The 12,436-nt window shown below is 67.5% G+C and carries 10 protein-coding genes and 6 pseudogenes; 7 read left to right on the forward strand and 9 right to left on the reverse strand.

Annotation, left to right across the window (positions count from 1 at the left end):
• Window positions 1-415: 415 nt before the first annotated feature.
• A pseudogene (locus tag ABZ070_RS30090) lies at window positions 416-520 on the forward strand (IS30 family transposase); the annotation flags it as partial.
• A 199-nt stretch (window positions 521-719) separates the two neighbouring features.
• On the opposite strand, the gene ABZ070_RS30095 reads toward ABZ070_RS30090, so the two are convergent.
• The 4 genes from ABZ070_RS30095 to ABZ070_RS30110 form a co-directional block, all read right to left on the reverse strand.
• Window positions 720-1,553 (reverse strand): ParA family protein, encoded by an 834-nt coding sequence (locus ABZ070_RS30095; protein WP_356638498.1) that lies wholly within the window; start codon window positions 1,551-1,553, stop codon window positions 720-722.
• 89 nt (window positions 1,554-1,642) lie between these two features.
• A complete protein-coding gene (locus tag ABZ070_RS30100) occupies window positions 1,643-3,007 on the reverse strand; it encodes a ParB/RepB/Spo0J family partition protein (protein ID WP_356638499.1) in 1,365 nt (454 codons plus the stop codon).
• A 249-nt stretch (window positions 3,008-3,256) separates the two neighbouring features.
• A complete protein-coding gene (locus tag ABZ070_RS30105; RefSeq protein WP_356638501.1) occupies window positions 3,257-3,946 on the reverse strand; it encodes a hypothetical protein in 690 nt (229 codons plus the stop codon).
• A 427-nt stretch (window positions 3,947-4,373) separates the two neighbouring features.
• Window positions 4,374-4,736 carry an STAS domain-containing protein gene (locus tag ABZ070_RS30110; RefSeq protein ID WP_356638502.1) on the reverse strand — a complete coding sequence of 121 codons (363 nt, stop codon included), beginning with the start codon at window positions 4,734-4,736 and terminating at the stop codon, window positions 4,374-4,376.
• A 485-nt stretch (window positions 4,737-5,221) separates the two neighbouring features.
• Here ABZ070_RS30110 and ABZ070_RS30115 point away from each other — a divergent pair, with 485 nt between their 5' ends.
• Entirely contained in the window at window positions 5,222-5,617 is a 396-nt protein-coding gene (locus ABZ070_RS30115) for a hypothetical protein (protein WP_356638503.1), read from the forward strand.
• Window positions 5,618-5,780: 163 nt separating this feature from the next.
• Here the strand turns inward: ABZ070_RS30115 and ABZ070_RS30120 are convergent, their stop codons facing one another.
• Window positions 5,781-5,969 (reverse strand): DUF6381 family protein, encoded by a 189-nt coding sequence (locus ABZ070_RS30120; RefSeq protein WP_356638504.1) that lies wholly within the window; start codon window positions 5,967-5,969, stop codon window positions 5,781-5,783.
• 864 nt (window positions 5,970-6,833) lie between these two features.
• Here ABZ070_RS30120 and ABZ070_RS30125 point away from each other — a divergent pair.
• The 3 genes from ABZ070_RS30125 (at window position 6,834) to ABZ070_RS30135 (ending at window position 8,339) form a co-directional block, all read left to right on the forward strand.
• A complete protein-coding gene (locus ABZ070_RS30125; protein ID WP_356638505.1) occupies window positions 6,834-7,229 on the forward strand; it encodes a hypothetical protein in 396 nt (131 codons plus the stop codon).
• Between the two features lie 385 nt (window positions 7,230-7,614).
• On the forward strand, window positions 7,615-8,088 hold the full coding sequence (locus tag ABZ070_RS30130) for a hypothetical protein (protein WP_356638506.1): 474 nt from the start codon (window positions 7,615-7,617) through the stop codon (window positions 8,086-8,088).
• A gap of 17 nt (window positions 8,089-8,105) precedes the next feature.
• The gene (locus ABZ070_RS30135) at window positions 8,106-8,339 is read left to right on the forward strand and encodes a hypothetical protein (protein WP_356638508.1); all 234 of its coding nucleotides are present in this window, start codon (window positions 8,106-8,108) and stop codon (window positions 8,337-8,339) included.
• A gap of 9 nt (window positions 8,340-8,348) precedes the next feature.
• Here ABZ070_RS30135 and ABZ070_RS30140 read toward each other — a convergent pair.
• A pseudogene (locus tag ABZ070_RS30140) lies at window positions 8,349-8,648 on the reverse strand (transposase); the annotation flags it as partial.
• Between the two features lie 19 nt (window positions 8,649-8,667).
• Window positions 8,668-9,687, reverse strand: a pseudogene (locus ABZ070_RS30145) (peptidoglycan-binding protein); the annotation flags it as partial.
• Window positions 9,688-9,940: 253 nt separating this feature from the next.
• On the opposite strand from ABZ070_RS30145, the pseudogene ABZ070_RS30150 reads away from it, so the two are divergent.
• A pseudogene (locus ABZ070_RS30150) lies at window positions 9,941-10,077 on the forward strand (CAP domain-containing protein); the annotation flags it as partial.
• 777 nt (window positions 10,078-10,854) lie between these two features.
• Window positions 10,855-11,307, forward strand: a complete 453-nt coding sequence (locus tag ABZ070_RS30155) for a WhiB family transcriptional regulator (protein ID WP_356638507.1) — start codon at window positions 10,855-10,857, stop codon at window positions 11,305-11,307.
• Between the two features lie 637 nt (window positions 11,308-11,944).
• Here the strand turns inward: ABZ070_RS30155 and ABZ070_RS30160 are convergent.
• Window positions 11,945-12,169, reverse strand: a pseudogene (locus ABZ070_RS30160) (hypothetical protein); the annotation flags it as partial.
• Between the two features lie 162 nt (window positions 12,170-12,331).
• A pseudogene (locus ABZ070_RS30165) lies at window positions 12,332-12,436 on the reverse strand (sugar transferase); the annotation flags it as partial.

Below are 12,436 nucleotides of genomic sequence, written 5' to 3' on the forward strand. Positions count from 1 at the left end.
GGGTGGCACGGTCACCCTCGAGTACGCGCCGTCGAGCGTCTACGAGGCCGGGCTGATCGGCGCCGGGGCACTGCTGGTGGTGCCGCCTTCTGGTGCGTCCCCGGGACCTGCGTGAAGCCGACCGGCCCCTGGAGAAGGCGACGGTCCGCGCGATCGCCGCCGGACTGGGCCGCAGTCCCTCCATCGTCAGCCAGGGAGATCCGCCGCGATCGGCATGTCTGCGCAGAGCGTGACAGATCTGTTCCGGGCTCCACCGCTCGTCATGCCTGCCTGGACGAGCCTTCTCCAGGAGCCGGTCGGCGATGTAGATCCGGTCGGCTTCACGCAGGCATCGAGGGGACCAACCCTGACGAAGTTCCCTTATCCAGCTGCGTGCGTGCGCGCGTAGGCACGCGCACACGATCTTGGCCTGCACCTGTCCGTCCACAGCCGCGAGCACCTTGAGGCCGTCGCCGCCCAGTTCAACGGCCGGCCACGCAAAACGCTCGGCTGGGGTTTCCCAGCCGAGCGTTTTGCATAAACTGCTCGCCGTCTGACACAACCGATATGGTTGCGACGATCCCTGCAGAAGGCCATGTGGGTAGGGGGCCTCCATGCGTTTCAGGACAATTCGGCGGCCCTTGCTGAGCGTGGTGCTGGCTCTGTCGGAAACCCTGGGGCGCAGCGGCTTGTGGCCCTCCCAAGCGGGTTCCAGAGCCGCGGTTTCTGACAGAAACGGATCAAGCTGCCTGCTCGGTAAAGCCTGTCCGGTCGAGGACCTTGCGGTAGGTGTTGAGGATCGGCGCCTGAGGAGCCCAGTACGGAAGCGGCTCTTGAGCGTCGTACGCCTCTGGGACAAGGACGGATCCCTTCACCATGGGCATGAGCCGGTCACCGAAGAGCTTTTCTGCCTCCTCCTGGATGCCCTTATAGAACTTGCCCTGGCTGTCGTGTTCCTTCGCCTCGTTCATGATGAACAAGGAAGCGTCCGGGGTTGCGTCCCAGTCCTCGTAGCCGGCACGTACCTTGGCGATCTCGTCCTTGAGCGCAAGCGCGCCCCGGATCTCCTTCCGTGTGGGCTTCATGCAGACGGCCACTTCAGTCGAGGCGACGAGGAGGGACACCGAGAGCCGTCCGAGAGAAGCCGGGCAGTCCACGCCGATGAAGTCGAATTCTTCCTCCCCCACTCCCCGCTTCAGGGCAATCTGGAGCCAGAAGACGCCCTTGCCGTCCTGGATGAGCTCACCATCGGCCTGCGCCATCTTCTTGTGGCCGCGTAGAATGAAGAGGCCGGGGATCTCCATGAAGGCGTCTGGGCCGCTGCCCGGTCCGATCCGGGTCCTGGCCGGAACGATAGCGTCGCGAAGTTTTGCCCGTCCAAGCATCACGTCATGGACCGTGGCCACACCGTCGGGGACATTGTCGCCGTCCCAGCCGAACCAGTAACTCGCGTCGGACTGCAGGTCGGCATCCACGATGAGGCCCCGATATCCCCGCAGAGCAGCAAGGGTCCACATCGTGACCATGTGCGTGGTCTTGCCGACAGAGCCCGCGCGGTTCATATTCGCGATCACGGGTGGCAGATGCCTCGCGTACGAGGGCCGGCGCAGGGCGAGAGTCTTTTCAGTCATCAGGTGTCCTTCGGTTGGGGTGTCCTGTTGGTTCAGTCGAGATGGCGCTGTTCCCAGGCGGTTGGCTTGTAGGCCGCGCTGTCCTGGAGGTGCTGTACGTGGGCGACGTCGCGGTGGTCCCATCGACGTCGACGATCGGATGCCCGTAGTTCGTGCTCCGCAAGAGAGATGGCATAGGCGAGGCGCACCATCGTCGGGCCATCGGAGGCAAGAAGGACCGAGTCGCGGTACGAACTCGGCGTCATCGCAGTCGCGTTCGCCGCTTCGGCCTCCTGTAGCCAGGAGTGGGCTCGGGCGAGGGTACTTGCGGCTGCGCTGGCAACACAGGATGCGGCGATCCGCGCTGTCTCCTGGTCCACCGTCTCCGGTTCGTAGTGCCTGACCAGCTGCTGGCAGGCCTGGTTGCGGCCGGAGTTGGCGGCCGAGCGATCGGCGTCGTCCTCCGCAGTGATGGGCGGCTTTGTCTTGGAAGCGGCAGACGCGGTGGATTCGATACTCCGAGCGTGCGGAATAGGAGCACTCACGTCAGCTGAATTGGGGCTGCTGTCCCTTTCGGTCTGGGTCAGGACCCCCACCGCTGCCGACGCCTCCCGTCCGCTCGACGGTTCTGCCCAGTCAGGCTCAAGCCCTGGAGCAGCCGCCTGGTTTCTGTCAGAAACGGAGAGGGAGGGGGAGAGCACCACGTTGGCGGCCTCTTTCGCGGTGAGGCCCCGCTCAGCCATCACCTCGTGTCCCTCGACAAACCGGTGCTCATTGCCCTGGCCAAGCGCGGTCAACAAGTTGTACGCACTGTCGATGCTGATTCGTCGCTGCTTCACGAGCAGTCGGCCGTCTTCCGGCAGTTCAAGGAGCTTCACGCGCTTGGTGATGTGCGACTTGCTGCGCCCAGTAGCGGTGGCGATGGCCTGGTAACTGAGCTGGTCTTCGATGTTCGTGCGGCGGTAGCCCTCGCCCTCCTGGAACACATCTAGGCCGCGACGCTTGAGGTTCTCCTCCAGCATCACCAGGTTGAGGTGGGCCACCATGTCGTCCTGGACATCAATGCGAACGGTGTTCTGGCCGGCCGCGAGAACGGCGTCGAAGCGGCGATGACCCGCCATCACCACGTAGCGGGCGTCGCCAAGACCGGCCTCGTCCTCGGGGTAGCGGCTCAGGAAGGCTTCACGCCTCGCTACGACCACCGCCTGGATGAGTCCTACCTCCTTGAGGGAAGCCACCATCTCCGCCTTCTCCTCCGGCGAGTCCCACAGGTCCTCGCCACGCAAGTTGCGGGGGTTGGGCTCCACTTTGGAGACGGGAACCTCCTTCCCTCCCCCCGAGATGACAAGGGGCTGCTCCTTGATGGGTTCATCCTTAGGCGCGTTAGCTGAAGCGCCTGCTTGCTTGCCCCGCGGCATCGGATCTCCTCTGTGTGACGATGTGGTACCCGGGAAGGTTAGCGACTCGGCGAACCGATCCTGGATCGGGACCCTCCTTCCTGATGGTGTTTCTGGCAGAAACACCCCGGAGTAGTCTCGTCTTGATCACTACTTGCCGATAAAAGCCACGCGCGCGCACGTGCTGCTGATATTGCACATCCGTGAGCCGCTGCAGCCGGATCGGCTCTGCGGCGAGATGCCAGGACCCGGACGCATTGGGAGCAGCGCCTATCTCCAGCGCCCGGGAAAGACGCGCCGGGTGTCGTCGGTTGCGGGAAGCACGACGCACATCTGAAAACCGCGAGCTGCCGATACGGCGTCCGCGAGCTGCCACGCCTCCTCGGCATCGATGTCGGCAGCGCTGATCAGAATCCACGGCAGCGGGTGGGCCAGGGCAGAGGGATCGTCCTGGTGCTGGTGCAACTCCAACAGCAACTTGCCTATGTCCGCCGTTACGGCTGACAGGTGAGGCATCGCCCGGATTAGGCCCTTGGGCAGCAGCGCGGCCAGGCGCTGCCGGAGACCGACGGTCAGGATCTCTCTGTGCCTGCTCCAGTGATTCGTGCCTGCCTCGAGGGCCAGTGCGCGGCACACGGACAACGTCGTCTGCTGCGGCGTCGAGCAGCAACGCCCGGCGTGCAGCAGGTCGTCGTTCTGCGTGGCCCCCAGTTTGACGAGCGACGGATACGGCCCCGCGGAGGTCGGCGCGATGGATTCGAGGGGCGCAAGGGGAGTGTTCGGCTCAAGCACCCAGGTGCCTCGAGTCTCCCCGGGCATGAAGGGCTCGGGGGCCGGCGCTGTGGGGTCGTCAGGAAGGAGAACGACCGATGCCTCGGTGACCCGTGCGCCGCGGATGGCAGGCACGTCGTTCCCAGCTTCCTCTCCGTGGGAGGCGGGTGCCCTCAGTGCGGTGTCCATGAGCGCGACGCCCGACGGTATTCCAGTAGCCTGCGCGACCTGCTCCGCAGTAGTGGGTGCCTCAATGGCGATCGTCTCACCGGCCCGCCGACGGCGTTGTTGCAGGACCGCTTTACCGCGAGAGCTCCGGTTAGCGAGGCGGCCAGAAGCGCGCCGATCCCTCCGACGAGTGCGGTTCGCCGCAAGAGGATGCGTCCTGATGGTTCGAGACCGAGATATCAGGGCTGTCGTGCTCGGCAGCTGGCCGGTGCGGGGCTGCAGCCGCAACCGGGCCATGTGCCCGCCGGCCGTCCGGGCCCGCCACCGGCTCGCCATACTTCGGCGCCTTGGCCGCCGCGGTGCCCTGGACCTCGAGCAGGCCGACCATCACCAGAGCTCCACACCCGCCCCATTGCCTGTGGCGCGCCTGCCGGAAGGGATTGTGGTGTCAGAACTGGGCGCTGGCACCGGGCTCGGGAGTGTGCGGTGTGCCTGACGTGTCCCACTGGGTGGTGGGAAGGGTGTGGGCGTGAGGGATGCGGCGCAGCAGCCGGGCCAGTTGGCGTGGGGGGTTGCGGAAGGTCAGGGTGGTGCCGTGGTGGCGGGCGGCGTTTCGTGCGGCGATCAGGGCGCTGAGGCCAGCGCAGTCGCAGAAGCTGAGCCGGCGCAGGTCGATGATGACCCGCTCATGCCCGGCAATGGCTTCCACGAGTGCCTGGCGGATCCGGGATGCGGTGTCGACGTCGAGCTTGCCGGTCACATAGACGACGGCCTGGCGGCTGCCGCGAAGCACGACGACGTGGGCGCTCATCACGGGGGCCTCCCCTGCGGTGTGTGGCGGCTGACTGGCCCGCGTCTTCGCAGGTGTTGGTTCAGCCGAAGAGGTGGCGTACGCGCAGGGTGCGGATGCGCCGGCGTTTCAGGGGCTGGGGGGAGGCCGTTGGCGGATACGAGTTTGGTGCGAGGTTTCCACTGGGCGTGGTAAGTGGTCCAGAAGTCGTTCCATGCGGCGGCTTCGGTGTGCCCGTGCCCGGTCACATGGATCCCGATGAACGAGACGGTGTAGTCGTCCGGGGTCAGCTTGATGGACACGCTCTGGTTCGGCATCGCCACCACCTCCAAGCGGGTCGTGCGGCGCACACTGCCCCTCAGTGTCCGACCATCGACGCCCGCGCACCAGCCCAAACCGCATAATTTCGAAAGGTGGGCACGCGGCACCGTCGGCGCGCGTTGGGTGCGGGTGTGAGAAGACCAAGATCGAGGCGACATCGCCGTCCGTTACCAATGCGAGGATCCGTGCACGCGCAGCCCCCGTTCCCCCTGGACGATCTCCGTCATGTTCGGCTGGCGGCACGCCGGGCCGGCAACCCGTTCTTCGATCGCACCGTGGTCGAGGCCTTCTACAGCCGGACGGTGTTCGCGGGCCTGGGACTGCTGTTCCTCGCCCGGCCGGTACGATCATGCCCGCAGTTGCGGGTTCATCTGTCGTTCTTCGCACCGGTCGAGGACGGATCCTGGCTGGTCCTGCTTCCCCATCACGGGGCCCATGGCGGTCCGGCCGAGGCGCAGGCTGCGGCCGAGGACCTGGCCGCACAGATGCACCGCACGTCATGGCACCAGGCTGTGGGCCTGTTCGCCCGACCTTCCAGCACCGGACCCGAAGCCGCCGGCACCGTGCGCAGGATGCCGTGAGTGCAGCGGCTCCAGGTCGCTGCACTCACTGCCTGACACACGCCTCCTCCGGATTGCTTCCTGAAGAGAACCGCCAGACGTGTGTGTCCGGCCGGTGGCTACCCCCGAGCGTCTCAGGAATGGGCGCGGGCCAGCCGGGGAACTCGCCATAGAGGCGGGGCTGCTACCGGGGATTCCTACCCTGGCCGTCCATGTACTGCTCGCGCTCGCTCTGTTCCTGGAGCCGGCGGGCCTGATCGGTCAGGCGCTTGCACTCGACGGGGTCTGGGGTGTGTTCGGCCTGATCCTTCATTTCCTGGGCCTTGGCACGCACCTGCTCGGATTTGACGCCGGGCTCACCGGTTATGCTCATGATCGCTTCGTGTGTGTGGGGAGAGCGGACGAAGCACAGCGAACACCCACACCCGACCGTCGCATCTCGAAACACTCACCCGGTGCGTTGCCGCGTTGGGAGCGAGGGCGGGTGAATACGTGCGTGTGGCTGCGGTGTGAGGCGGACGGCGTGATGGTAGGGGAATGCCTGCTTTGATCGTGTGGACGAGCCGTCCGCGACGGGTGGTCGGCGGGTGAGTGTGATGCGCCGGCCGGTAGGGAGTCTCTGGGCAACGGCGTTCTCGAATCACGATGTGGTCGTGTTCGTGCAGGCGGCGGGGCTGAGTGATCCGGGCGAATGCTGGACGATCCGCGCTGGGTCCAGTGGCGGGCGGCCGCGCCTGGGATCTGTCCCGGGATGTCGGCTGAGGTTAGGGCGGGGGCTCTGGCCGGGGCGTGATTCCAGAACCCCCGCACGGGGCCGCGTCCGTGGTGGCAGGAGTGCACTTCCGCGTCCACGGGTCTCAACGATCAGCCGGGCCCGGCGTCACGGCCGCATGCGCAGCCCCGCCGGCCAGCCTCGCTGTGGGCTGTTTGTATCAATGAGGTCACCCTTGCCTGCGAGACATACTGCGGCTGTGACCTGCGGTTTCACCCATTCTCTGTGGCTGGTGCGCGTGAAGTGGATGTGCCGTCGTCGGGGCTTGTGCTGATGGTGGTGTACGGGAGGCGCGATGCCCAACCCCCGGGCCATGTCGGGACGTGTCCTTCACTGAAGGAGTGTTATGCGCAGGTTGTCATGGGGCCGGGTCGCTGCGGCCGGAGCAGTTGTGGTGCTGGTGTGGTCGCCGTCTGTGGCGTGGGGGGTGGCACGCCGGCGGGTGCGGGCCCGTCGAACGTGAGGGTGAGCCCGTCGCAGGTACATCAGGGCGCGACGCTGCAGCTCACCGCCTCGGGCTGCACCAGCGGCGGCACGGTCACCTCCGCGGCCTTCCCCACCGTGCAGTTGCCTACCGGGGCGACCACGACGGCCACCGCGCGGGTGACCGACACCGCCACGCCCGGCGCCCATACTCTGACGGTGCGGTGTGGCAGCCGCACCGCGAACGCCTCGTTCACCGTTCTGGCCGGCGCCGCGGCCCGGGGCGGTCTCGGCGGCAGCCAGATTCCCGGCACGGCCGCGATCGCCGCGGGCAGCGCCATGACAGCACTCGCGGCCTGCACCGGAGCCTTCCTGGTCACCCGCCGCCATCGGACCCAGCGCATGCCGGCGACGTCCAACGGCCGCGGCCACGCCTGAAGCGGAAGCGGCGGATCCGAGTGGGTCGCATACCGTCACCCCTTGATGTGTGGTTCCGCGCCGGCGAGGCGAGCGCAGGCCCGGAACCACACCCCCTTGACAGCTCGAGGTTCCTTGCAAGTACGCCGAGAAGAAGCATCGGTAGACCGGTGCCTGACCTGGTGTGGGGCCTGGCCGGGCATGGTCAGGGCCCGCGGCGCGCCTTCTTGGGGAGTAAGCACGCGTCGCCCGGCACAATGTGTCGCACACCGACCGGTCACGCTGCTTACGGCCTCGCCGCGATTGAGGTGTGAATGTGCTGGGTTGTGGTTCGGCTGGTGAGTGATCAGCAGGCAGTGTCGAGTACGAGTACCAGTTCGGTGCTGCGTTCGTGGTGGGTGGGTCGTTGGGGCTGCTCGGTCGGTGCCTCCCGCACGACTTCCCGAACCTCCGGGGCGTCAACTGGTTCGACACGGTGGACTTCCCCAGGGACGGCGACGGCTGCCGCTGGGACTCCCCCCACGACCCTGTCACCCGTGTCCGCCTCCAAGACGTCCGACACGTCCGCGTCCACCAGCACCGGCCCGTGAAGGGCCGCGTCAAAAGTGTTTCGATCAAGCGCGAGGGACCGCGGTGGTACGTCATCCTCGCCTGCGACAACGTGCCCGCCGAACCGTTGCCCGCCACGGGCGCGGTGACCAGCATCGACATCGGCGTCACCCACTTCCTCACCACGTCCGAGGGCGAACACCTGCCCAACCCCCGGCACGATAAGCGCAACGCCGAAGCCCTCGCCGACGCTCGGCGGGCGCTCAAGGCGTTCCCACGCCGAAAGCGGGAACCGCACCGCCAAGCACCGCAAGGACGGTGGAGAAGGTAGCCAAGCAGCACCGCAAGGTGCGCAGGCAGCGCACCGACCACGCGCACAAGTGCGCCCTTGCGGCGGTCCGCACCTACGACATGATCGCGCACGAGCAGCTGAGTATTGCGAACATGGTTCGCGCACCCAAGCCCAAGCCCGAACCCGAGGCGCCCGGCGCGTTCCTTCCGAACGGTGCCGCTGCAAAGGCCGGGCTCAACCGAAGTACGCGGGTTGGGGGTACTCCTGGGCATCCTCACGCACGAGTCTGAAAGCGTCGGCCCCCTGTCTCGCCGACGTCGGTAGTGGGCATTGGCTCCGGGCGAGATGGTGATGGCCGCGAAGGTCTACAGGTAACCGGCGTGGGTGAGGCGGTCGTTCTTGACGAAGCGGCGTCCGACGTAGCGCTTCTTCCCTGAGGCTCGGGGGATGGGTGCCGATCCGGCGTATGCCTTCAGGGACCGGGCGTCGCTGAACCTACTGCGGTCGTCCCCGACCTCGGCAAGTACTCGGGCGCCGAGCAAGTTGCCGAGGCCGGGGAAACTGGTGATCACCTCAGCGTCCGGGTGTTGCTGAAATGACGCCGCTCGCCGTCGGCTTCGCGGCGGGGATGTGCTTGCCCTGCTTGTTCACCAGTAGCCGCCAGGTGTGCGGTCCCGGCAGGCCGTCCGCCTCCTTGCCGCGCCAGCCCTGGGCGCGCTGGAAGGCCTGGGTCGCCCGCCGGTCGGCCTCCGTCCAGCGCGGACCGGGCCCCTTGCGATAGAACCGCTTGCCGCCGCGCGCCACGAGCATTTCGCCGAGGCGAGTGACGGACGCGTTGTTCGTGCCGGGTCGGAAGAGGGAGGCACCCGGGAACGGAACGGCCTTCCGTTTCCCTCCGCCTCCGCCCGTGCCGGTGCCGAGGCCCTTGTAGCGGTAGGCGACGTAGGAGGCGGAGTTGTTCCTGTAGGCCATCGGTGTGGCCTGTTTGCGGGTGTGCGGCTTGGCCTGCTCATACGTCGTGTAGTAGGTGTGCGTGTAGTCGGTCCAGCCGCCGAAGATCGTGACGTGCGAGCCCCCCGTCGGGTCGGCGGGATTGTGGAAGAGCAGGATGTCCCCTGCCCGGAGATCGTCGCGCATGATCCGGTCGCCGAACTGGGCGAGGCTTCCGGTCCACTCGTTCTTCGCCAGGTTCCAGGCCATCGACACATAGCCGGAGCAGTCCTGGCGGTACCCGTCGGACCAGTACTTCGACATGCTGTACGGCACCTTGGCATCGACCCATTTCTTGGCGCGCTTGATGATCTCCGCGCGGGTGCTGGCGCGCAGCGGCGCCTTCGCGGTGGCGGGCCGGCCGGCGGGGCCGTGCAGCGGCGCGGCGCCACCCTGTTCGGTGGTCGGTCCCGGTTCCGCGGTCCGCTCCCCGGATCGCACGGCTGCGGGGGAGGCGTTCTTCGCCGTCGCCCCCGTTCCCGTGGCTCCCAGGACGACCCCGGCGGCGGTGACCATGACCAGCGCCCTGCGGCAGCCCTGCGCCGAGGGGTGCTCCCCGGCGGCGAGCGTGCGGCGCCGGTGCGCGCAGCCCGCACAGTCGCAGTCCGCGGCGGGCTCGAACTCCTCGAAGACCGGTACGGCAGCCATGTCTGTCCCCTCCGCACTCAGCAAGCTCTTGTTGCTTTTTCACGGGCGCCAGTGTCCCAGCGGTATGGACATCACGCATTTTGAGACTCATGGCTCAATTCCTAGTCAGGCTGTGAGTCGGTAGTGGGCCTGTCGAACGAACGTCCCTGTCTCACAATCGGTGGTGTCGGAGCGTGTTCCTTCATCGTTGATGTGACGTGCAGAATGTCAACGAGGTTGTAGAAGTGGTGTTTTCGGGGCTGTTGCCGCTGATCCCGAGGGCTTGATGACGGACTGGATGGACGGCCCGGGCACCGGGAGAACATCTTGAACTGCGAGTTCAAGGAGATCGGCGTCGGCCTCGCGCAGCCGAACGACTACTGGACGCAGGACTTCGGCACCGCCCGATAGCTCTTTCCCCCGGGCGAAAGGCGCCGCAACGGGCACGGGGCGGCTCTGCAGTGCGATGGCGAGCAGGGCGCATCCGCCCGGGGCGAGCACCGATGCAGTCGCGATCAGCAGATGCCGCCACCCCAGGGCGTGACGCACTCAACTTTTTGGCGAGGCGGCCGTGACGATTTAGACGCGGCCGCATCTAATAGGGGAAAAGGACACCATGGTCCGGCTCTACGGCCGTCCCCGTCCCCGGGTGACCGGAGGTTTGTCGTTGATGGAGCCCGTGGTCACACGACCTACAGCGCTGCCTACCGGGGCCTCGCCTAGCTTGCCCAGGCCGTGGGCGCGAGCATCCGGTGCCTTGAATTGCCTCTCGCAGCCGGCGCTGGGTGAGCGTTGGGGCCCTCTCGGATCGTGGTGCGTTTGGAGGGGCGGCCAAGGCGACAGGAACAGCGACCGATGATTTTCACACTACTCACCCTGCTCCCTCTCGCGCTGGCTATGGTCCTGACAGCAATCGATGATCCCCGCCACCATGGCCGACACCGCAAGACGTCGCCGGATGACGGCCATCGGCGGCGCGGACTGGCCTTGGGAGCGGGCACTTGCAGCCGCTTCGCCCCTCCCTCGCGGTCCCGGCCGAGCCGGTGACAACCGTTGGGCATCCGCCACCCGAGGGCAGAAGCCCATCGCTTTCGAGACCCCACTGCCACACCGGCCACCCTCCTCGCGGTAGCCGCCTAACCCACGCGGGACCGGGTCCTTACTTCCCGCCCAGTACCTTCAGGAAGGATGCGCACCGTGCCCTCCCCAAAGATTCCGCCGCGTCCCAGCCGGCGGCTACTGGCAGATCCGGAGGAGCCGTTCACCCCCTTGTTCGTGCCGTCGGCCGGTGAGATCGGGGTGCTGCCCTGCGCCCAGGCCGGTATTGATCCCGACGAGGTCTTCTTCCCATCTGACTCCGGGGCGATCCGTTCGAGCAAGGCCGTCCAGCTGGCAAGGGCGGTGTGCGGTCCCTGCCCCCTCCAGGACGGTTGTCGGCAGTGGGCGCAGGAGAATCGTGAATGGGGGATCTGGGGTGGTGAGAGCCAGCAGGACCGGTACCGCTCCACCGGGATCTCGCCCCGCCACGCTTCCCTGCCGTCCCGCAGATCGCGACGCGTTCCCGGATGGGATGCGAGCCTGCCCCGGGCGGCGGCCGGAGCCCTGGTTTTTCAGAGCCCGCCCCACCGCGTTACCCGCTGAATACGCCACCGACCGGCGCTGAATCGGGCCTTCGCCTCGGTAACCGTGCGGCGGGTGATGCGTCCCCGCCGGTGAAGCCCATCGCGGCTCGCGGCTGGTTTCGGCATCAACCCTGGCACTGCGCCGCTCAAGTCCATGCGGTCGTGGGGCATCTGGTCGGTCTCGCGCTGGGTTGACGGCGGCCTGGCAACAGCCGGCGCCCGTATGCTACTCGGGAGAGCACCGTCGGCACGGAGTGAACCTGCAGGTGGTGACGTCCCCGGACGGAACGCCGATGTAGTTTCGCGGGATGTCCCTGGACCCGACCGGCACCGGCCTCATGCGGGACGTCCAGCACGGCAGAATACGGGACCAACGAAGCCTCCGGCCCTTGATGTGTTGAATGAGACCACCACACCAACGACGGAGGCTTCGCCATGTCACCAACAAGCCAGCTGAACTGCCCTTTCACCCCTCAGAGCCAAGATGAAGGAGGTTCACTGACGTTGGTTTCTGAGCCCCGTCCACGGACATGGTGGGCCGCTGTTCGGGGCCTTCGCGGGGCAGCCGGTCGTCGGCTGCCCGTCATGGATCGCGCCAGGGACGACCCGTCCGGGAGTGTCGTCCCTGGCGCCGGGCCGCCACGCGGCACCGCCGGAAGGGCGGCGGCCGCCGTGGCGACCCAGGCGCCGCGGCTGAACGACAGTGCGAGGGGTACGAGGAGCACCACCGCGGCGGTGAGCGCGCACGGCCTCAGCCAGGCCGGCGCGTCGGGCGGGGTGCGCAGGGCGAGGGCGAGCGCCGCGAGCAGCCCGTACGAGACGACCGTCGCCATCCCCATGACGTCCGTCGGACCGAAGGTGCCCACGGCCCGGATGTCCTCGATCGGCCGGCGCGACCGTGACCGCTTCGCCGTCCGCCGCCGGGAGGGGGACGGCCGGCAGCAGCACGGTCGCGACGAGTGGCAGCAGCCCCAGGTACCGCGGGGTGCGCGGCGGCCACACGGGGTTGCGGGCGAGGGGGGCCGCGGGAGCGGTGGTCATGGTCAGCTGCCTCCCAGCCGGAACAGCGAGGCGGCGGTGCGGGCCAGGATGCAGATGTCCTGCCACAGCGACCAGGTCTCGATGTAGTGGTTGTCGAAGCGGGCCCG

It is taken from the genome of Streptomyces sp. NPDC006283, from assembly GCF_040613325.1.
In the GTDB taxonomy this organism is placed as follows: domain Bacteria; phylum Actinomycetota; class Actinomycetes; order Streptomycetales; family Streptomycetaceae; genus Streptomyces.

Excerpts from the sequence above, each read along its gene's own strand:
- ABZ070_RS30155 (WP_356638507.1), top strand. The coding sequence starts at position 10,855 with ATGCGCACCGTGCCCTCCCCAAAGATTCCGCCGCGTCCCAGCCGGCGG.
- ABZ070_RS30120 (WP_356638504.1), bottom strand. The coding sequence starts at position 5,969 with ATGAGCATAACCGGTGAGCCCGGCGTCAAATCCGAGCAGGTGCGTGCC.
- ABZ070_RS30105 (WP_356638501.1), bottom strand. The coding sequence starts at position 3,946 with ATGGACACCGCACTGAGGGCACCCGCCTCCCACGGAGAGGAAGCTGGG.
- ABZ070_RS30100 (WP_356638499.1), bottom strand. The coding sequence starts at position 3,007 with ATGCCGCGGGGCAAGCAAGCAGGCGCTTCAGCTAACGCGCCTAAGGAT.
- ABZ070_RS30110 (WP_356638502.1), bottom strand. The coding sequence starts at position 4,736 with ATGAGCGCCCACGTCGTCGTGCTTCGCGGCAGCCGCCAGGCCGTCGTC.